This is a genomic window from Saccharothrix luteola (assembly GCF_020859565.1).
In the GTDB taxonomy this organism is placed as follows: Bacteria; Actinomycetota; Actinomycetes; order Mycobacteriales; family Pseudonocardiaceae; genus Actinosynnema; species Actinosynnema luteola.
Genome location: NZ_JAJHUO010000016.1, coordinates 11269 through 29772, shown reverse-complemented (window position 1 = coordinate 29772; position 18504 = coordinate 11269). Strand labels below are relative to the sequence as shown.

Below are 18504 nucleotides of genomic sequence, written 5' to 3'. Positions count from 1 at the left end.
TTCGAGGGGAACAAGGACACCATGGGCATTCCGACCGAGCCGATCGGCAGCGTCCCGCGTCCCGCGGAGCTCGTGCAGGGCTTTCGCGACCACGCGGAAGGCCGCATCGACGCCGCCGCGCTGCGCGCGCTGACCGAGAAGGCGTTAGCCGACACGGTGAGCCGGTTCGAGGCCACCGGTTCGCCGGTGGTCACCGACGGTGAGCAGGACAAGCCGAGCTTCCTGACCTACCCGGTGGCGGGCATTCCCGACCTGGCGGCGGGCGGGCCGGTCGTGCCGTTCGCCGACGGGCACACCCGCCAGCTGCCCGTGCTCACCAGCGGACCGTTCCGCTACGCCGCGCACGCCGTGGACCAGCTGCGCAACGCGCAACGGCTCACGTCGCTGCCGGTGAAGCAGCCGGTGATCGCGCCGTCGGCGCTGAGCCTGCTCTACCCGGCCGACGGGATCGACGGCTACTCGCGCGACGAGTTCACCGCCGACCTCGTCAACGAGACCGAGGCCGACATCCGCGCCTGCCTGGACGAGGGCGCGGCCGTGGTGCAGCTCGACTTCACCGAGGGCCGGCTGTCGCTCAAGCTCGACCCGTCGGGCGGGTTGCTGCGCGACTTCGTCGCGCTCAACAACGCGGTGCTGGAGCGGTTCTCCGAGGCGGACCGGGCCAGGATCGGCGTGCACACGTGCCCCGGCGGCGACTGGGACTCCACCCACAGCGCGGACGTCGACTACGCCGAGCTGCTGCCGGAGCTGTTCCGGATCAAGGCCGGCCGGTTCTACGTGCAGCTGGCGAGCGAGCCCGACCGCCGTCGGGTGCTCGCGGTCATCAAGGAGCACCTGCCGGCCGACGCGCGGATCTTCATCGGCGTGACCGACCCGATCGATCCCCGGGTGGAGACGCCCGAGGAGGTGCGGGACCGGGTGCTGGAGGCGGCCGAGTTCATCCCCGTGGAGCGACTGGGCACGTGCGACGACTGCGGGTTCGCCCCGTTCGCCGACGACACCTCCACCTCGCGTGACACGGCGTTCGCGAAGGTCTCCGCGCGCGTCGAGGGCACGAGGCTGGCCACGGAGGCGCTCGGGGTCTGATCGGCGCCGCGCGATGTCGGCACGGCCGTGCGGTCGTGCCGGCGTCGTCGCGTCGGCGAGCCCCGCCCGGGCGGCTCGGGCACCCCTGTCCACACGGGACGCTCGGCGCGGCCGGTGGCGCGCCGAGCGGACAGGTGGGCCGGTTTCGAGGAGGAGGAGCATCAGCGTGCTAGCGCGGAGAAGGCACGGCCAGTTGGGCGTCCGGCGAGTTGCGGGTGTCCAGTTCGGGCAGCGCCAGCAGGATCGGCAGGTCCAGCGCGCACGACGCCCTGGTCTCGATGTCCGCTTCCGCGGTCCGGCCCGTCCACACGGTGACCGCCTCGGTGGCGCCGACGAACAGCGGCCGTCTCTTCGACGGGTTCGGGTCGAGGTCGTCGACCGCGACCACGGCGGCCCGCAGGTGGAACTTCCCCTCGGGCATCGCCTCCAGCCGGTACGGCCCCGCGCCGTCGCGGACGTCGCACGCGACCGGGATGCCCTGCGCGATCGGGTCCTTGAACGCGCCCACGTACACGCGCACCGGCGTCCCGGTCTCGGGCACGCCGACCCACCCCGCCACCGCGCCGGCCCGGGTGCCGTTCGCGGGTCCGGAGAACGACGACAGCGACAGCATGCCGCCGAAGGACAACGCGCGGTAGCGGGCGGGCGGCACGCCGACGCTGCGGGTGAAGCGGCTGGTGAACGTGCCGAGGCTGTTGTACCCCACCATGTACGAGATCTCGGTGACGCTCAACGACGTCTCCAGCAGCAGCTGCTTCGCCTTGGTGAGGCGGACCGCGGTGAGGAAACGGCCGGGCGAGGTGCCGGTCAGCGTCCGGAAGACCCTGGAGAAGTAGAACTTGCTCAAGATCGCGGTGTCCGCCATGTCGTCCAGCGAAAGCGGCTCGTGGTAGCGGTTCCACATCGTGTCGATCGCGCGCTCTACCGCACTCTGCACAGCACTCCTCCATCCCCCTCGGTCAAGCGGTCTCGACGAGCGCCCCGGGCCGCGGCGGTCGCCCGCTCCCGGTGGCCCGCCGTCAACCCTGGTCGGACCCCCGCCGACCGGCCGCGCGCCGCGGCCGGGTCCGCGTGGTCACCGGACAGGTCCGGCACGCCCCGCTCGACGCGGCCTCCCTGCGCCCACCCGGTGTGGAACTCGGCCACGCTCCGCCGACCGCCCGACGGCAGGCCGTCGCGGACCGCGGCGCACGTCGCCGAGCCGTCGCGGGTGGCTCGGCGGAACCGGCGGTCCCGCGACGAGCGCTCGACGTCGAGCCGTCGACGTGCTTCGACCACATCGGCACAACCCGTGGAGGACGTCCGGCCGACGCCCACCGCCGGTGTCCCACCGGTGAGGCCGCTCGCCGTGTACCCGGTTCCCGACCCGGACGGTGCCAGGAGCCGGCGCCGCGGCGGCCGGTGCAGGTTGGCCAACGTGTCCTCCCGTCGCTGTCCGGCCGCCGTGGCCGGCGGCCCGATCGAGGATGCTCCCCGGGTGCGAACCGATCTACTCCACGCTTGCGGTGCGGGCGCCGGGAACGGCGCCTACCGCCACCCCGCGCCGACCGCCGCGGGCTCCTGCGCCCGATCGCGCAGCCGGACGTTGACCCGCAGGTGCTCCCCCGCGCCGACGGCGATCGTGTGCCCCGGCCCACCGGCGAGCACCACCCCGGGACCGGGGTGCGCACCGCGCAACGCCACCGCGATGCACCGGGTGGCCGTGGCGCCGACCACGAGCTCGCGGTCGAGCGGACCTTCGACCAGCGTGCTGGGCGCCGGACCGATGGTCGGGATCAGGTCGTCGATGATCCCCACGGTGACCACCGAGGCGTCAGCGTGCGCGGGCACCTCCAGCGTGCCGACGACCGAACCGCTACCGCCGAACCGGGGCGTCGGCATCGCGCTGAACACGCGTGAGCCGGTCTCCAGCGGGTTGTCGAAGTCCGGCAGCGCGACGGCCGCCAGCAGCCCGCTGACCTCGGGGTTGCGGTACTGGGTCGGCGAGAGGCCGACCGCGCGGGTGAACCTGGTGGTGAACGTGCCGACGCTGCTGTACCCGATCGTGGAGACGATGTCGGCGACGGTCATCCACGTGGTCAACAACAGCCGTTTGCCCTCGAATAATCGGACGGCCGCGAGGTACCGGCCCGGCGGCATGCCCACGGTCGCGTGGAACAAGCGGGAGAAGTGGAACGGACTCACCAGCGCGGCGGCTGCGACATCGCGCAGCGTAAGTGGTTCGTAGTAGTTCGAGCGCATCAGCTTGATGGCGCGACGGACGGCATCGTGCACAGTCTTTACCTTTCGGCCTGAATTGCGATCGGATCATTCGCGGCACGGCGCCACCACAGCCGGATCAACGCGAACCGGCTGATGGGAGCCGTTGGAAAAGCCGCGACGGTGCGGCGCGAACCTATCCGTACCCACCCATTTTCGTGAATACGGCGGCACTTCTCGCTGGCCCGATCTTCACCACCCCAGATGGCCTTTGTGCGAAGCCCCCATAACTCCGCACCGTGAAGGACGCTAGCAGGGCCGGGTGCCGCTGGTAATTACCCGGGAACGAGAACCGCAATCTGCGAGACGACTGTGGGCCGTTACGGCTAACCGGCAGGACCACACGGACGCACGCGGACGCATCCGACCACCGAAGTCGCCCGCCGTTGGTCACCAAGAGTGACCTCTCGTGCGCGTGCCCCGAGGGCTCCTGCCCGCTCCGACGGGAACCACGCCCGTCGAGCCCGACACGTGCCGGCCGGCAGTGGGACAGATCACCTGACAAGCGTCGCGACCATCGCCGCGAACGGCGTCGCGCTGTCACCCGAGGCATCCCGCCGACTGCGCCGGCCACCACTCCCCTGGCCCTGATGAGCGATGCCAAGTCGGCCGGCATCACTGCCAGTAACCACCGCCAGGTCATTCCACCCGACCATTCCCTCCATTAGCCTACCAGCGAGTCGGGACCGCGGTGGCGGCACTCGGCGGAAAAGTCGGGACACCGCCATCAGGCTTCCGCAGCGGCCCCCACATCGGGATCCCGCAGGCCGGCACCGCGGTCCGCGGACTCCGCACGACCGCGTAAACCGGCCTGTCGACCACCCCAGAAAGCCCACTGCCCGGCGTTATGCCCGGCGACTTCGCGACCGATTCCCCCATTCCCCGGTCGACCCGGGAGCACCCGTGAGAGCGCCCCTTGCTTGACCGATGCGACCTGCGTTAGCGTTGCCGGGACACGGTGCTAGGGATGGTTCCCTTACATCAACCGAACCGTCGACCGAAGCCACGGGCGAACGTCCGACAACCGGGCGCCGGCGAAGCCGACAACCGGGGCCGGAAACGGGAAGGTGGGAATGAGCGCAGAACCGCGGGTCGGCGGCCCGCGGGCCGCCTGCGGCTCCGCCGACCCCACGTCCCCGTCGTCGATCTCCGTGGCCGCCAGGACGACCAGCTTCATCAAGCCCATCGCGGACTCGGCACCCCAGGCCGGCTCCGCGGTGGCGCCCGCGGTGGTGGAGGAGAGCTCGGCCTGCCGAGTCGCCCGCTCCACCACGGGCGGGGCAGCGGCAATCCCCCGACCGCTGCCTCGCCCCACACCGCGCCCGTCGGCGCGGTGACGGGACGCTCCGATGTAGACGGTCGTCGGCCGTTCCCCTTCGCCCGCTTGGCTTTCCCCACTCGCTCTACACCGCATGCGCTTCCACCGCGACGAAGCTCCGCACCGCAAGAGCGTCGCGGACGCCGGTTCGGCTTGCCGAACGGTCCCCGCGGTGGGCGGGATCGGACATCGGAGCACGACCACCACGCCGCGTCACCGCGATGCCGGGCGTCGGCGCGGCCACGCCGCCGCGGCGCCGCCGACGGGGCCGTCCGCCCGCCGGCCGCGCGACCGATCAGCGCGAACACGCTCCGAGACCCTTGACCACGCGCCGCGACGATCCGACCGTTCCGGGCGGACCTGGGGTGCGTCCGACCGGAACGGCGGGCTCGTCCGGGTGCCGGTGACCCCTCGATGGGGGCGAGGAAAAGTCACACGGATGCCGCAGGTTAGCATAACAACGTTACACAAAGAATAACGGCGTTGTGCAACACTGTCAAGGTGAGTCCTCGCAAGCTGGATCCCGGAACCCGAGCCGCCCTCGTCGACATCGCGGCGAGGCTCCTCGCCGAGCACGGCGCCGAGGCGCTGTCCACCAGGAAGATCGCTGCCGAGGCCAACACGTCGACCATGGCCGTCTACACGCACTTCGGCAGCATGAGCGGGCTCGTGCGGGAGATGGTGCACGAGGGTTTCGCCCGCCTGGAGCGCCAGTTCGCCCGGGTGCGGCGGACCGACGACCCGGTGGCGGACATGGTCTTGCTCGGCTACGCCTACCGGCAGAACGCCAAGGCGAACCCCCACCTGTACGCGGTGATGTTCGGCGGGCAGTCGCTGGCCGGGTTCTCCCTCACCGAGGACGACCGCCAGTACGGCCGGTACACGCTCGTCACGGTCGTCGACTGCGCCACCCGCTGCATCGAGTCGGGCCGGTTCAGCCAGAGCGACCCGCTGCTGATCGCCCACGAGATGTGGATCGCGTCGCACGGCCTGGTCAACCTCGAGCTCGGCGGCTACCTGATCGACCCGGTCGACGCCGACCGCTGCTACGACTCGATCCTCAACGGCCTGCTCATCGGCGTCGGTGACGATCCCGCCCTGGTGGCCGCCTCGATGGCGGCGTCGACCAAGCGCAGGCCGCGCGAGGCCGGGGCCGACTCGGAGCCGGCGGGCGCGGGCACCCGGCGCTGACCGCGTCCCCGGCTCGGCGGACAGGGCACAGGGGCCTCACGTGCGCACCATGAGGTCGCGCACCGTCCACTCCGGACATACAGGACGTCCGTTTCCGGTCCGTCGACAGCGCCGTGAAGGTTTCCCGGGACCATGCGGTGCGCGCGGTCGTCCTCCATCCGCGCCCGAGCATGGCCTGGCCAAGCGTCGTGTCCGTGGTGCCGTGGCGTGCAATCGGGTGAACACCATCGCGTGGTCGACTCACCCCACGATCCGGAGCGAGTCGGGTGAACCGGCCTGGCCCCTGGAATTCCGCGTCGCCGCCGGTAGCTACGGCACCCCGAAGGGGCATTGGGCCATTCGCGGATCACTGGGCCGTTCGCCCGCGCGGAATCGTCCCGAAAGCCCGCCGCCCCAGCCGGGACGGCGGGTACTCGCGGACGTCGCCGTCAGCTCGCGGCGGCCGCGTCCACCGCCACGGTGCGGATGTACTGCAGTGCGAGCAGGACCGACGGGTCGAGCGCGTCGATCGGGCGCAGGTTCAGGTCGACGTTCTCGACCCGGGCGCCCGGCCCGACCGACACCGGACCGCAGGACGCCACGTTGAGCGCCCTGCTCCGGCCTAACGACCCCCGGCCCGAAACCGCGCCCCACCCCAGCGCCACGGAGTGGGCCTGCAGGTGCCACGTGCCGGGCGGCACGTTGGTGAGCACGTACGGTCCCGGCCGCTGGAGCATCGAGCAGTGCACCGGCTTGCCCCGCGGCACCCGCTCCGGGAACAGGTTCAGGAAGATGATCGCGGGCGGGCTCCCCAGCGGCACGCGCACCTCCCCCTGCACGGTGGACGAGCGGGTGTCCGGACCCCGCTTGGCCAACGGGGTCGGCTCGGTCAGCCCGCCCAGCTGGCGGTACGTCGTCGGCGGCACACCGACGGCGGCGCGGAACTTCGAGCTGAACGTGCCGACGCTCGTGTACCCCACCCGGTGGCTGATGTCGGTGACGGTCAACGAGGTGCACACGAGCAGCCGTTTGGCCTCTTGCACCCGGATCGCGGCCAGGAAACGACCCGGCGAGACGCCGGTAACGCGCTGAAAGGTTCGTGAGAAGTGGAACTTGCTGTACATGGCGGTTCGAGCCATGTCGTCCATCGTGAACTGCTCGCCCAGGTGCTCGTGCATGAAGTCGATGACCCGACCAACCGCCCGTTCTATTACACCGTCCACTACGACCCCCAATTCGTAGTCAATGACCGGTGAATCCCGCCGTCCCGACAGGTGGCCGATTCATCGCAACGCTATGAATCGGCGCGCCGGCGAGCGGCAGTTCCCCAGTGAACCGCCAGTTAACCCCCAGTGAAACCCCAGTGTCCCCAGGTGCTGACGATTTCGGGCAAGCTACCAGGGCCGTGACAGCCTGCACAAGCAGCAGAGATGGCGTTGACGAGCACGTCCGGTGATGATCCCTTGCCCCATCCGATGGAATCGTGAACGCTCCTCGGCTCCATTTACCGCCCGCACTGGACTCACATTCCGTCATCAACTGGACTCGGATACTGCGCCTTCCGGGTGATGCCGGCGATCGCGGCTCAGCCGCCCGGGTCGGAGCGCCGACCACCCGATCGGCGGCCGGCGGCCGTCCCGACGGATATGGCGGCGACCGGCCGCGGCGCGTTTCAGCCGAAATGCCGCAATCGCGAAGGTGCGCCCACCACCACCCCGGGGAACGGTGGGACAACGGCTGATCGCGGCACAACGGCCACTTTCCGGCCACCGCCGACCTCGTCCGGGGTCAGGGCACGGCGGCGGAATTCCGTGACGCGGCAAGGCACATCCGGCTCACCACCGGACGGCGGGCGCGCCCTCCGGCGGACCGCACGGCACGGCGCGCCCGGCGGGTTGGGGCCCGCGGGCCACGCGCGTGCGGCCGCGCGGATGGGCCGGTACCAGCCCATCCGCGCCAGCGGCGGTCGCTCAGCGGACCGCCCGAGCGCTCCGCTCGGACGAGCTGGGGGTCCCGTCGCGGAGTCGGAGCACGGCATCGGCGCGGAGCCCGGCCACCGGGCCGGTGCGCGGCGACACGACCTGACAGGTCGCGGCCACTGGCACCCCCCGAAGCTTCGGTCCGCAGTCGACGTCGTGAACCACACGCTACCGATCTTGGTCCTAAAAAGCAACTAATTGGTATGAAGTTCCTACCAGGGGCGATCCGACGCTCGCGACGCCCCGGCGCCATAGCACCCGCACCGCGGTCCCCGCTTCCCGCGAACGTGTGCATTTCTTCCGCTGGTGAGGCCTTCGGAGCGGTTCCCGCAACCGCAAACGAGAAGACGAGCAGAGCATAGGAACGCTATACAGTCGACGTGCGGTTGCCGCGCGGTCATCGGGGACGGCCACCGTACCGGCGCGTGGACCAGTGGCCTTCTCCACGATTGCGCACTCCGCACGATGGCGTTCTTGGCGCGCCCCGAACCCGGTATCGTCGCTGGTCAGGGCAATTGGCCCGATCGAGGCCGGCGCAGCAGGAGGAATCCATGGTCGACACTCAAGCCCATACCCATTCGACGGGTGGTCCGCTCAACACGATCCGGCACAAGCCGGCGCTCTACGCCTTCACGTTGATCGTGCTCGCGCACTGGGTGGAGCACATCACCCAGGCCGTGCAGATCTACGCGTTAGGCTGGCCCGTGCCGCAGGCCAAGGGCGCGCTGGGCCTGTGGTTCCCGTGGCTGGTCACGTCCGAGGTCATGCACTACGGCTACGCGCTGATCATGCTCGTGTTCCTCTTCGCGCTGCGCAAGGGGTTCGTCGGCCGCTCGAAGACGTGGTGGACGGTCGCGCTCGGCCTGCAGTTCTGGCACCACATCGAGCACCTGCTGCTGATCATCCAGGCGTCCGCCTCGACGAACCTGCTCGGCAAGCCGGCGCCGACGAGCATCATCCAGCTGATCATCCCGCGGGTGGAGCTGCACCTGTTCTACAACACCGTGGTGTTCATCCCGATGGTCATCGCGATGGTGCTGCACATGCGGCCGTCGCGGGAGGAGCGCGCGCAGATGCAGTGCTCGTGCGCGGTCGGCGCGTCGGCCTGATCACGTGCACAACCACGGCGCCGTCGGCCTGCCGCTCGGCTTCACCCTCCTGCGGCTGATCCTGCTCGGCGCGGTGACCGTGGTCGCGGGTTGGGCCCTGGTCCGGCCGTTCGCGCCCGCCGCGTCGGGGTTGTCGACCCGGCGGGCGGTCACCGGGTTCGCGGGCATCGGCGGCGTCGTGGTGCTGCTCATCGCGGAGGCGTCGTGGATGCCGCCGCTGGCCGCGGTGGCGTTGATCGGCCTGCTCGCCGTGCCGCCCGCGTTGCGCGTCGAGCGGCCGGTGATCGGCCGGCTCGTGGTGGTGGCCGCCGTCCTGGCGACGGTGGCCGCCGGCACGTGGTTCGCCGGACCGCCGTCGTCGTTCGCCTACATCACGTTGATGGCCGCGTTCGTCGCGGCGTCCTGGCTCGCGCTGTGCCCGCCGACCGCGATGGTGCGCGTCGTCGGCGCGGCGCTGGGCCTGACCCTGCTGGCGGGCCTCGGCCAGGTCACGATCGCCGGGCAGCTCGCCACCCCGGCCGCCGGCGACCCGCTGCTGACCCGCGTGGCGCTCGGCGAGGGCCCGGTGGACGTCCTCGTCGTGCCGCACATGCCCGGCTGGAACATCGTGCACACCACCGACGCACCGCTCGCGGTCGGCAACGCGCCGAACGCCCTGGTGCCCGCGCAGCCGCGCGACGGGACGACGGGCCGGTGGGCGTTGGTGTGGCTGCCGGAAGGGCGCAGCGACCTGTGGCTGGACCGGGCGGGCACGCGGACCACCGTCCCGGTCGACACCGGCCGCGTGGCGTGGACCGGTCCGGACGTCCGCGGCCCGGAGGGCCCGGACTACGCGTCGGCGGTGTTGGCGGCGAAGCTGACCGGCAAGCGCGGCGACCTGCCGTGGCCCGGGCTGACCGAGGCCGACACGGCGGCGTTGCGCGCGGAAGTCGCCTCGATCGGCGGGCCGTTCTCCGTCGTGGCGGACGACTCGCGGCGCGCGGCCGAGGCAGAGGCGGTGGTGCGCGAGGAGGCCGCACGCCTGGGCTACGCCGTCACACCCGGGTCGTCGGACGTCCTGGTGCTCGGCGGCGCACCGCCACCGGACGCGCGACCCCACCTCGCGCCGTGGCTGACGCCGCCGGACCTGACGACACCCGAGGCACGCCGGTACGCGCAGACGCTGTCGGCCGCCTTCCCCGGCGCCACGCCGTCCCGCTCGGGGCTCGCGGCCTGGTCCGGCTGACGGCCCCTACCGCGGCTCGTCGCCGAACTCGACCGCGCCGAACACCTCGTGCAGGCTCGCGTAGTCCGTCGTCGGTATCGCCCGCAGCGCCTGGACCGCGGTCGGGTCGCCCTTGCGGATCGCCGCGTCGAGCAGGTCGTCCTTGCTCGCCGGGAAGTGGACGTCGGTCAGGCAGTCCTTCAGGTGGTCGCGGGTCAGCGTCCCGGCCATGACTCCTCCAGCTCTCTCGCCTGCCGGTGCGGTACCCGCGCCCCCGGCCGCGAAACGCCTACCGGGTCGGCACGCGCACGACGACCATCCCGTCGAGCAGCCACGCGTCGATCCGCTCCACGTCCACCCCGGCCGGCACGGTCGCGCAGTAGTAGTAGCCGCGCGGGGAATCGGCCGGGCGCACCGTGATACCGACCCGGTCGCGCCGGATCGGCGTGCCGTCCGGGCGCAGGTCCAGGTCGCGGATCTCCACCCGCACGTCGTGCGGTCGCACGTCCTGCAGCAGGGTGGCGAAGAAGTAGGCCTGCTCGGTCACCGCGACGTCGACGAGGAGGGGCCGCTCGTCGGCCGTGGCCAGGTCCCACTCCCGGCCGAGGTTCCGGCCGATCCGGTCCCACCACACGTCCATCTCCGCCACCGGATCCGGCCCTCGGCAGGGTCCCGTGCCGGGGTCTCGGCGTCGGACTGTCAGCCGCTCGACCACGACGCCACCTCCCGTTTACCTGGTCCTCACAGTGGGAAATACCCCGGTCGGGGACCCTCCATGCTCGGTCGAACGGGTGAACCGCCACCGTCCGTGGCGAAGGCTGACGGGTGAACGCGATTCGGCCGAACGCGCCGGGGTACTCCTCCCGGGCAAGCGACCGTCCCCAGGAGCATGGAGGAGGGACCCGCCCATGCACCGCGAGAGCAGCAAGCACGGCCCGATCAAGGACGAGCAGCTCAAGCACGAGCTGGAAGGCACGTTGCGCGGCAACCGCCCGAGCCGGGCCGAGGAGTGGCGCGATCCCGAGCCGCCCGCGGACGACGACGTGACCGTGCCCGGCATCGACGAACCGCGGTAGCCCGCGGCGGCAGACCATCCACTTCAGACGGTTCACCCCTGAACCGTCCGAAGTGCCTTGTTCGTTGTTGCTCGATCCCCCGCCGCGGCGTTGACCGCGGGGTGGGGCGTCATTAGCGTCGATCACGTGACCGCTGAACGCATCGCTCCCGTTGTCCCGACAGACGACCTCGCCGGCGCGGTCGAGCGGTGGTCCGCGTTGCTCGGCGTCGCGCCGACGTTCGTGGACGGCGACCGCTGGGCGCAGTTCGACGTGGCGGGCGGGCGACTCGCCCTGTCCGGCGCGGACCGCGTCCACGACGGCCCGGCCGTGCTGGTGAAGGTGCCCGACCTGGACGAGGCCCGGACTCGCGCGCAGGCCCTCGGGTTCCGGGTCGGCGACATCACCACCGGCCCGCACGAGCGGCGTTGCGTGGCCGTGGGGCCCGACGGGTGGGCGGCGATCCTGCACAGCCCGTTGGGCTGAGCGCTCCCGTCATCGGCGGGCGCCGTGCCGCAGGATCAGCGCAGCGGCCTGACGACCGCTCGGGCCAGGGCTTCGGCGTGCGCGCGTGGTGCGGCGGCGGCGTCGGGACCTTCGGCGTAGTAGCGCAGGAACGCTTCCTGGAAGCACGCCCCGACGAGCAGTGACGCCGCCGCGTCCGGATCGGCGTCCGGCGCGATCCGGCCGAGCGCCCGTTCGGCCTCCAGGTACTCGGCGAACGGCGTGGCGGCCTTCTCCGGGCCGCCGCCGTGCCTGCTCATCGCCACCCGGTGGGCCGCCATCCGCTGCGGGTCCGAGAGCAGCGCGGCGAGCATCGGGATCGACCGCTGGTAGAAGTCCAGCACCGCGTGCGCGAGCTCGGCGAGGTTGTCCTCGACATCGCCCTCCCCCGGCCGGACCGGATGGAGTGCCTGACGTACGTCCGGCCGCCGGTGAACCCGCCCGCCGAGGCGTGCGGCGGGCAGGGCGTGCCGGGGTCCGGGCCGGTCGTCGTCGCGGCCGGCGCGAGCATGACCGGGGGACGCTCGGCGCGGACCGGGTGAGCGCGCTGCGCGACCGCGGCCACCGGCTGGTCAACGCGGTGTCAACGGCCACACCACCGCCGACCTGCCGGTCAGGGTCGACGCGGACGTGGTGGCGTGCCGACCGGACTCGGGTCGCTCGTGCCGTGACCGGCACCGGGTCCGGTCCCCGACCCGCGCGCACGCCGGCGCACGCGGGTCGGGGACCGGGGATCAGGAGATGGCGCCGACCGTCAGCAGCACGTTCGCGTAGTGCCGACCGTCACCGGTGGCCACGCACACCGCCAGCTCCGGCGCACGGCAGGCCGCGTAGAAGTCCTGCCGCGCCAACGGTTGCAGCGGCAGGTCGGGGCCGAGCACGCGCTCGTAGTCCGCCCACGCCGCCGGCGTGCCCAGGTCGTCGGGCCGCATGGTGTGCACGGCCTCCACCGGGATCGCCGACAGCACCGGCTCCAGCACCTCGTCGACCGTGACGAGGCCGGGGCGCAGGTTGAGGTGGATCACCTCGGCCCGGTGGTGGACGTTGGTCCGGTGCGCGTAGTTGGCGTCCGCGAGCAGGACCTTGGACCCGTGGCCCGCCGTGGCCAGGGCGTGCAGCAGCGGCGGGTGGATCAACGGGAAGCGCAGCACTTTTCGGTCACTCCAGGATGAACGTGGCGTCGGCGCGTGCGACGGCGTCGGGTGCGGTGGTCAGGTTGACGGTCGTGCCGTTGTGGCGGATGTACTGGCCGGGGAAGTTGGTCGACTCGAAGGACACCGCGGAGCCCGAGGCCAGGCCCGCGCGGCGGTGGAAGGAGGCGTCGGCGCGGAAGACGGCGCTGCCGTCGTTGCGCTCGACCCACATCTCGTGGTTGCGGTGCCGCAGGTAGTAGCCCGGGAAGTTGGTCGACTCCAGCGACACCGTGCCGGAGCCGTTCAGGCCCGTCACGACGCGGAACTGCGAGTCGGCCAGCGGGTTCACCCCTGCCTCGACCCGGGCCCGGTACTCCCAGTGCCGGATGAAGCGGTCGGGGTAGTCGTAGGACTTGAGGCGCACGGGCGTGACGCCGTCGGCCACCGGGATGCCGAAGTTCGGCGTGCCGTCGGCGTTCCAGTAGACCTTCTGCACGCGGGTGCGGCGGTTCGGGTCGCGCAGCGGGTCGCCGGAGATGTCGCGGTAGCTGCGGTCGTGGTAGACGAGGATGTCGCTCTGCCCGTCCTCGGAGACGGTGAACGAGTTGTGCCCCGGGCCGTACTGGCTGGTCGACGCGTTGGACGCGAACACCGGGTTCGCGCTCTTGGTCCACGACGAGGGGTTGAGCAGGTCGGCGGACGCCGACGCGGTCAGCATGCCGAGGCAGTAGTTCGCGTCCGTGGCGCTGGCGGAGTAGGTCAGGAAGACCCGGCCGTTGCGCTCGATCACCGACGGCCCCTCGGCCACCTTCACCCCGCCGCGGGTCTCCCACGCCAGCGTCGGCACGGTCAGCCTGGCCACCGACCCCGTGATGGACCACGGGGTGGCGCCCATCCGGGCGAGGTAGAGGTTGGAGTTCGTGGAGATGCCGGGCTCGGCCTGCGCCCAGGTCAGGTACCGCACGCCGTTGACCACGAAGGTCGACATGTCCAGGGAGAAGCTGTCCCACGGGACGTTGACCTTGCCGCGCTCGGTCCACGTGCCGGTCAGCGGGTTGGCGCTGCCGTTCTCCAGCACGTAGGGCCGGATCCGCCAGATGTCGTCGGTCCGGCCGGCGGCGAAGTAGACGTACCACTTGCCGTTGATGAAGTGGATCTCCGGCGCCCAGATGTGCGCGCCCATCTCACCCGACGAGTGCTTGCGCCAGATCACCGACTCCGGGGCACTGGCCAGGCCCTGGATCGTGGTCGCGCGGCGCAGGACGATCCGGTCGTACTCCGGCGCGGTCGCGGTGAAGTAGTAGTAGCCGTCGGTGTGCTTGAAGATGTGCGGGTCGGCCCGCTGGTTCGCCAACGGGTTCGTGTACTGCACGGCCGGCGAGGCCTGAGCGGCGGGCGTGACGACCAGGCCCGCCAGCGCGGTCACGGCCACCACCGCGACCACCGCCAGCCTGCGGGCTGCCCACCGGGGAACGGCACTGTTCATCGGTCCACTCCATCGTGGCGCGTCGGGATGCGGCGCTGTTAACGCTAACAGCGCAGGTCCTCGCGCCTCAATACCTCTTTACGAGACGATTGAGGTCTGCGAACCGTCGAACCACGTCCGCGCGACATTCGCACGCCAAAGCGGCTGGTGACCGGCCTGATCGACAGCCAGGGCTGGTGTTAGCGATAACATTGCGCTACCTTCGCCGACAGCGCGAGCACCGACTTGCCGGGTGAGCGGACGCGACTCTCCCCCGTCCGCCCACCCGGCCCCCACTCGAGATCCACTGTGGACTCGCCGGGTCAGACCGCCAGCTCGTCGACGATCCGCCGCAGTCGCACGGCGCGCGCGGCCGGCGTCCTCGCCTTCATCAGCCGCAGAAACAACGCGTACTGCCCCGTCCGGTCGAGCCGCTCGAACCGCTCGCGCGCGCGTTGGTCGCCCGCCAGCGCCTCGGCCAGGTCGGCCGGCACGGTGGCGTCGCGCTGCCGCTGGTACGCCGCGTCCCACCGGCCGTCGGCCCGGGCCGCCTCGATCGCGGCGAAGCCGGGTTCCCGCACCCGCCCGGCGGCGATGAGCGCCTCGGCCTTCTCGACGTTGACCCGCGACCACGAGCTGCCCGGTCGGCGCGGCGAGTAGCGCTGGAGGTAGTGGTCGGCGTCGAGGCCCTTGCGGTGGCTGTCGATCCACCCGAAGCAGAGGGCGACGTCGAGCGCCTCGGCGATGGTGACCGACGTGCGGCCCGACCCCTTCTTGGCGATCTTGAGCCAGACGCCGTCACTCGTGCCGTGGTGCCCGGCCAGCCACGACTCCCACTCGGCGGCGTCGGCGAAGTCCAGGGTCCGGGTGTCGGTGAGCGCGTTCATGGACCCATCGTGCGGGTGAAAGTGCTCACCGAGTGAGCACTTTCAGGCATCGGACTCGCGCCGTTCCGCCATCGTGTCGGGTGCGGACTCGGGGACCTCGGTGCGCACGTCGGAGTCGCGCAGCACCTCGCGCGCCTGGGCCTGCGGGTCGGCGCTGCCGGTCCGCGATTCCTCGGGCAGGAGGTTCGCCCTGGTCCGGGACCTGCGGTCGACGTCGTTGCGCCGGTCGAACACCTCCGGCCGGTCGAGGTCGTGCGCACGCCTGACGCGCGCCTCCTCGGCCTCCGGGAGGTCTGTCGCGCCGAGGTCGAGCGGTTCCTGGTGCGTCATGGCCTTGCCATACCCCAACGGCCGCCGGTTGACGCGCGTGCGGTCACGACGCTGCGGGACCCCCGCGGTCAGGGGGCGGACCGACTGCGGTCACGACGTGGCGCGGACCCGGTTGTGGTGGCGGCGCGCCTTCAGCCGGTTGCCGCAGCCCGTCATCGAGCACCACAGCCGCCTGCCGGTGCGCGAGACGTCCTGGAAGTGCAGCACGCACTCCGGGTTCGCGCACTTGCGGACGCGGTCCGGCGCCGCCTCGCGCAGCACGACGAAGTCGCGCAGGCACGCCCAGGCCGCACGCCACCGCGGGTCGGGGACGTCGTCGTGCTCGACCCGGCCGCGCTCGTCGACGGTCAACCGCACCCGGCCGTGGTCCAGCAGGGCGTTGAGGGCGGTGTGGTCGGCCGGGTCCGCGATCACGGCGGCCACCGCGGCACGGGCCTCGCGCAACGGCCGCCGCGGCACGGGCCGGACGGGCTCGAGCTCCCGGTCCGCGAGCCACGCGGCGGTGAGGTCGTCGTGGTCGAGCAGGTCGTAGGCGACACCACCGACCACCCACCGGGTGTTCAGCAGGTCGATGCCCAGCGGTTGGTCCACCAGCGGGCGCGCGGGCCACCCCTTGGCCAGCAACGCGCCGGTCACGGCGTCATCGGCACCGAGCACCGCGAGCACCTCCCCCGGATCTAACCGTTCTGAGTCGCTTGACAGGTTAACACGCGCGTGCTTGCCTAGGCGCCATACCTAACCGTTGAAATGAGTTAGAACAGTTAGATCGACCCAGTCAGGAGCAGCCGATGACCTCGTACCGGTACGCCGACATCAACGGGCAGCGCGTGTTCTACCGGGAGGCGGGCCACGCCGACGCGCCGGTCCTGGTGCTGCTGCACGGTTTCCCCACCAGCTCGCACATGTTCCGCGAGCTGATCCCGCAACTCGCCGACCGCTACCGCGTGATCGCGCCGGACCACGTCGGCTTCGGCCACAGCGCCGCGCCGTCGGTCGACGAGTTCGACTACACGTTCGACGCGCTCACCGACATCACCCTCGGCCTGCTGGACCACCTCGGCGTGCGGCGGCACGCGCTGTACGTCCAGGACTACGGCGCACCCATCGGCTTCAAGATCGCGTCACGGCACCCCGACCGCGTCACCGCCGTCATCACGCAGTCCGGCAACGCCTACACCGAGGGCTTCACCCCGTTCTGGGAGCCGCTGTTCGCCTACGCCACGAACCCCGGCCCGGACACCGAACCGGCGGTGCGGGCCCTGCTCACGCTCGACGCCACGCGTTGGCAGCACACCCACGGCGTCAAGGACCCGAGCCGGATCGACCCGGACACGTGGGCGCACGACCAGGCCCTCCTCGACCGGCCGGGCAACGCCGAGGTGCAACTGGCCCTGTTCCGGGACTACCGCACCAACCTCGACGCGTACCCGCTGTTCCAGCGGTACTTCCGCGAGACGCAGGTCCCGCTGCTCGCGGTGTGGGGGCGCAACGACGAGATCTTCGGCCCGGACGGCGCGCTGGCCTACCGGCGCGACCTGCCCGAGGCCGAGATCCACCTGCTCGACTCGGGCCACTTCGCGTTGGAGGACCAGTTGGACACCATCGCCGGGTACATCCGCGGCTTCCTCGGCCGGGTCTTGGGCTGATCAGCTGGCCTGTGAGCGCTAACAGCGACAGTCGTCTCAACTCGGCAAGCCTGCCTGTTATCGCTAACAGACAGGCTTGCCCGCCGTGAGCGGCCTGCGCTACGGTGCCCCGGAAGCGCTCCCGGTCCGGCGATCCGGCAGGTGACCGGAGGCGCGTCACGATTCCTGCTCGCAAGGAGGCGACGCATGAGTCCGCGCAGGCCGTCCGCTGCCGGGTCGAGACGCCGAGCCTCCCCGTTCCCAGCACCGCTGTAGTCCACTCAGGACACCCACGCCGCCGCGTCCAGTCCACCCCGAGAGTTTCGAGGAACCCGTGGCTGCATTGAGAAAACGCGTTCTCGCCACCGTCGTCACCGCGCTCGCCATCACCGGCGTGACCGTCGTGGCCGCGCCGCCGGCGTCGGCCTACCCGGGACCCGGCGTGGTCACCGGCGACATCCGGGTGCACGACCCCAGCGTCGTCAAGAGGCCCGACGGCAGCTACCTGGTCGCGCACACCGCGGACGGCATCGGCCTGAAGACCTCGACCGACCGCACCGCCTTCCGCAACGCGGGAGCCGCCTTCCCCAACGGAGCCTCCTGGACCACCACCTACACCAACGGCAGCCGCAACCTCTGGGCGCCGGACATCTCCTACCGCAACGGGCAGTACTACATGTACTACTCGGCCTCGTCGTTCGGCTCGAACCGGTCGGCGATCTTCCTGGCCACCAGCCCCAGCGGCAACGCGGGCACGTGGACCCACCGCGGCCTGGTCATCGAGACGCGCACCAGCGACAACTACAACGCCATCGACCCCGACCTCGTCGTGGACGACCAGGGCCGCTGGTGGCTGAGCTTCGGCTCGTTCTGGTCCGGCCTCAAGATGATCGCGCTGAACCCGTCCACGGGCCTGCGCTCCGACTCCACCGTCCGCGCCATCGCCGGCCGCAACGGCGGTGCGATCGAGGCGCCGAACATCATCAAGCGCGGCAGCTACTACTACCTGTTCGTGTCGTTCGACTACTGCTGCCGCGGCGCGCAGAGCACCTACCGGGTCATGGTCGGCCGGTCGACCAGCGTCACCGGGCCCTACGTCGCCCGCAACGGCACGGCCATGACCTCCGGCGGCGGCACCGAGATCCTCGCCGGCCAGGGCAGCGTCCACGGCACCGGGCACCAGGACGTGTTCTCGGACGTCGACAGCGACATCCTCGTCTACCACTACTACGGTGACGACGGTGCGTCTCGACTGGGCATCAACCTGCTGGCCTTCGATTCCGCAGGGTGGCCGTACGTCCGATGATCGTCCACCGGCCGTCCGCCCCCCCGCCCCCCCGCCCGCGGGGGGGGGGGGGGGGGGGGCCGCTCCGCGGCCAC

The 18504-nt window shown here is 71.5% G+C and carries 22 protein-coding genes; 10 read left to right on the top strand and 12 right to left on the bottom strand.

Annotation, left to right across the window (positions count from 1 at the left end; all coding sequences use genetic code 11):
• Positions 1–21 precede the first annotated feature (21 nt).
• On the top strand, positions 22–1086 hold the full coding sequence (locus LNK82_RS22300; RefSeq protein WP_230568987.1) for a cobalamin-independent methionine synthase II family protein: 1065 nt from the start codon (positions 22–24) through the stop codon (positions 1084–1086).
• 169 nt (positions 1087–1255) lie between these two features.
• Here the strand turns inward: LNK82_RS22300 and LNK82_RS22295 are convergent, their stop codons facing one another.
• The 3 genes from LNK82_RS22295 to LNK82_RS22285 form a co-directional block, all read right to left on the bottom strand.
• Positions 1256–2023: a helix-turn-helix transcriptional regulator gene (locus LNK82_RS22295; protein WP_230568986.1), complete on the bottom strand. Its 768-nt coding sequence runs from the start codon at positions 2021–2023 to the stop codon at positions 1256–1258.
• On the bottom strand, positions 2008–2502 hold the full coding sequence (locus LNK82_RS22290; RefSeq protein WP_230568985.1) for a hypothetical protein: 495 nt from the start codon (positions 2500–2502) through the stop codon (positions 2008–2010). Before LNK82_RS22290 ends, LNK82_RS22295 begins: the two co-directional genes overlap by 16 nt.
• A gap of 111 nt (positions 2503–2613) precedes the next feature.
• Entirely contained in the window at positions 2614–3360 is a 747-nt protein-coding gene (locus LNK82_RS22285) for a helix-turn-helix domain-containing protein (protein WP_230568984.1), read from the bottom strand.
• A gap of 1058 nt (positions 3361–4418) precedes the next feature.
• Between LNK82_RS22285 and LNK82_RS22280 the strand changes: the two genes are divergently transcribed.
• Entirely contained in the window at positions 4419–4682 is a 264-nt protein-coding gene (locus LNK82_RS22280) for a hypothetical protein (RefSeq protein ID WP_230568983.1), read from the top strand.
• Between the two features lie 482 nt (positions 4683–5164).
• Positions 5165–5854, top strand: a complete 690-nt coding sequence (locus tag LNK82_RS22275) for a TetR/AcrR family transcriptional regulator (RefSeq protein ID WP_230568982.1) — start codon at positions 5165–5167, stop codon at positions 5852–5854.
• A 428-nt stretch (positions 5855–6282) separates the two neighbouring features.
• On the opposite strand, the gene LNK82_RS22270 is transcribed toward LNK82_RS22275, so the two are convergent.
• Positions 6283–7011 carry a helix-turn-helix transcriptional regulator gene (locus LNK82_RS22270; RefSeq protein WP_230568981.1) on the bottom strand — a complete coding sequence of 243 codons (729 nt, stop codon included), beginning with the start codon at positions 7009–7011 and terminating at the stop codon, positions 6283–6285.
• Between the two features lie 1352 nt (positions 7012–8363).
• On the opposite strand from LNK82_RS22270, the gene LNK82_RS22265 reads away from it, so the two are divergent.
• Together LNK82_RS22265 and LNK82_RS22260 are read left to right on the top strand one after the other, a co-directional pair.
• The gene (locus LNK82_RS22265) at positions 8364–8921 is read left to right on the top strand and encodes a hypothetical protein (RefSeq protein ID WP_230568980.1); all 558 of its coding nucleotides are present in this window, start codon (positions 8364–8366) and stop codon (positions 8919–8921) included.
• Positions 8922–8925: 4 nt separating this feature from the next.
• On the top strand, positions 8926–10146 hold the full coding sequence (locus tag LNK82_RS22260) for a DUF6239 family natural product biosynthesis protein (RefSeq protein WP_230568979.1): 1221 nt from the start codon (positions 8926–8928) through the stop codon (positions 10144–10146).
• Between the two features lie 6 nt (positions 10147–10152).
• Here the strand turns inward: LNK82_RS22260 and LNK82_RS22255 are convergent, their stop codons facing one another.
• Together LNK82_RS22255 and LNK82_RS22250 are read right to left on the bottom strand one after the other, a co-directional pair.
• A complete protein-coding gene (locus LNK82_RS22255; protein WP_230568978.1) occupies positions 10153–10356 on the bottom strand; it encodes a DUF2795 domain-containing protein in 204 nt (67 codons plus the stop codon).
• Positions 10357–10414: 58 nt separating this feature from the next.
• Complete coding sequence (locus LNK82_RS22250; RefSeq protein WP_230568977.1) at positions 10415–10765, bottom strand: Hsp20 family protein; 351 nt, start codon at positions 10763–10765, stop codon at positions 10415–10417.
• 268 nt (positions 10766–11033) lie between these two features.
• Between LNK82_RS22250 and LNK82_RS22245 the strand changes: the two genes are divergently transcribed.
• Together LNK82_RS22245 and LNK82_RS22240 are read left to right on the top strand one after the other, a co-directional pair.
• Positions 11034–11201, top strand: coding sequence for a hypothetical protein (locus LNK82_RS22245; protein ID WP_230568976.1), 168 nt, complete (start codon positions 11034–11036; stop codon positions 11199–11201).
• 126 nt (positions 11202–11327) lie between these two features.
• On the top strand, positions 11328–11666 hold the full coding sequence (locus tag LNK82_RS22240; protein WP_230568975.1) for a VOC family protein: 339 nt from the start codon (positions 11328–11330) through the stop codon (positions 11664–11666).
• A 35-nt stretch (positions 11667–11701) separates the two neighbouring features.
• On the opposite strand, the gene LNK82_RS22235 is transcribed toward LNK82_RS22240, so the two are convergent.
• Positions 11702–12028 carry a TetR/AcrR family transcriptional regulator C-terminal domain-containing protein gene (locus LNK82_RS22235; RefSeq protein WP_230568974.1) on the bottom strand — a complete coding sequence of 109 codons (327 nt, stop codon included), beginning with the start codon at positions 12026–12028 and terminating at the stop codon, positions 11702–11704.
• A 3-nt stretch (positions 12029–12031) separates the two neighbouring features.
• On the opposite strand from LNK82_RS22235, the gene LNK82_RS22230 reads away from it, so the two are divergent.
• Positions 12032–12226, top strand: coding sequence for a hypothetical protein (locus LNK82_RS22230; protein WP_230568973.1), 195 nt, complete (start codon positions 12032–12034; stop codon positions 12224–12226).
• A gap of 192 nt (positions 12227–12418) precedes the next feature.
• Here LNK82_RS22230 and LNK82_RS22225 read toward each other — a convergent pair whose 3' ends face one another.
• The 5 genes from LNK82_RS22225 to LNK82_RS47835 form a co-directional block, all read right to left on the bottom strand.
• On the bottom strand, positions 12419–12835 hold the full coding sequence (locus tag LNK82_RS22225) for an RbsD/FucU family protein (RefSeq protein WP_230568972.1): 417 nt from the start codon (positions 12833–12835) through the stop codon (positions 12419–12421).
• Positions 12836–12842: 7 nt separating this feature from the next.
• Complete coding sequence (locus tag LNK82_RS22220) at positions 12843–14303, bottom strand: family 43 glycosylhydrolase (protein ID WP_230568971.1); 1461 nt, start codon at positions 14301–14303, stop codon at positions 12843–12845.
• A 302-nt stretch (positions 14304–14605) separates the two neighbouring features.
• A complete protein-coding gene (locus LNK82_RS22215) occupies positions 14606–15169 on the bottom strand; it encodes a YdeI/OmpD-associated family protein (RefSeq protein WP_230568970.1) in 564 nt (187 codons plus the stop codon).
• Positions 15170–15211: 42 nt separating this feature from the next.
• A complete protein-coding gene (locus LNK82_RS22210) occupies positions 15212–15499 on the bottom strand; it encodes a hypothetical protein (RefSeq protein WP_230568969.1) in 288 nt (95 codons plus the stop codon).
• Positions 15500–15589: 90 nt separating this feature from the next.
• Positions 15590–16156 carry a CGNR zinc finger domain-containing protein gene (locus LNK82_RS47835; protein WP_230568968.1) on the bottom strand — a complete coding sequence of 189 codons (567 nt, stop codon included), beginning with the start codon at positions 16154–16156 and terminating at the stop codon, positions 15590–15592.
• A 131-nt stretch (positions 16157–16287) separates the two neighbouring features.
• Here LNK82_RS47835 and LNK82_RS22200 point away from each other — a divergent pair, with 131 nt between their 5' ends.
• Together LNK82_RS22200 and LNK82_RS22195 are read left to right on the top strand one after the other, a co-directional pair.
• Positions 16288–17145, top strand: coding sequence for an alpha/beta fold hydrolase (locus tag LNK82_RS22200; RefSeq protein ID WP_230568967.1), 858 nt, complete (start codon positions 16288–16290; stop codon positions 17143–17145).
• Between the two features lie 313 nt (positions 17146–17458).
• Positions 17459–18430 (top strand): arabinan endo-1,5-alpha-L-arabinosidase, encoded by a 972-nt coding sequence (locus tag LNK82_RS22195; protein WP_230568966.1) that lies wholly within the window; start codon positions 17459–17461, stop codon positions 18428–18430.
• Positions 18431–18504: the final 74 nt, after the last annotated feature.

What these genes read in the sequence shown, in the direction of transcription:
- LNK82_RS22300 (WP_230568987.1), top strand. Translation starts at nt 22, where the DNA reads ATGGGCATTCCGACCGAGCCGATCGGCAGCGTCCCGCGTCCCGCGGAG.
- LNK82_RS22245 (WP_230568976.1), top strand. Translation starts at nt 11,034, where the DNA reads ATGCACCGCGAGAGCAGCAAGCACGGCCCGATCAAGGACGAGCAGCTC.
- LNK82_RS22280 (WP_230568983.1), top strand. Translation starts at nt 4,419, where the DNA reads ATGAGCGCAGAACCGCGGGTCGGCGGCCCGCGGGCCGCCTGCGGCTCC.
- LNK82_RS22215 (WP_230568970.1), bottom strand. Translation starts at nt 15,169, where the DNA reads ATGAACGCGCTCACCGACACCCGGACCCTGGACTTCGCCGACGCCGCC.
- LNK82_RS22265 (WP_230568980.1), top strand. Translation starts at nt 8,364, where the DNA reads ATGGTCGACACTCAAGCCCATACCCATTCGACGGGTGGTCCGCTCAAC.
- LNK82_RS22270 (WP_230568981.1), bottom strand. Translation starts at nt 7,011, where the DNA reads ATGCACGAGCACCTGGGCGAGCAGTTCACGATGGACGACATGGCTCGA.
- LNK82_RS22255 (WP_230568978.1), bottom strand. Translation starts at nt 10,356, where the DNA reads ATGGCCGGGACGCTGACCCGCGACCACCTGAAGGACTGCCTGACCGAC.
- LNK82_RS22200 (WP_230568967.1), top strand. Translation starts at nt 16,288, where the DNA reads ATGACCTCGTACCGGTACGCCGACATCAACGGGCAGCGCGTGTTCTAC.
- LNK82_RS22250 (WP_230568977.1), bottom strand. Translation starts at nt 10,765, where the DNA reads ATGGACGTGTGGTGGGACCGGATCGGCCGGAACCTCGGCCGGGAGTGG.
- LNK82_RS22220 (WP_230568971.1), bottom strand. Translation starts at nt 14,303, where the DNA reads ATGAACAGTGCCGTTCCCCGGTGGGCAGCCCGCAGGCTGGCGGTGGTC.
- LNK82_RS22210 (WP_230568969.1), bottom strand. Translation starts at nt 15,499, where the DNA reads ATGACGCACCAGGAACCGCTCGACCTCGGCGCGACAGACCTCCCGGAG.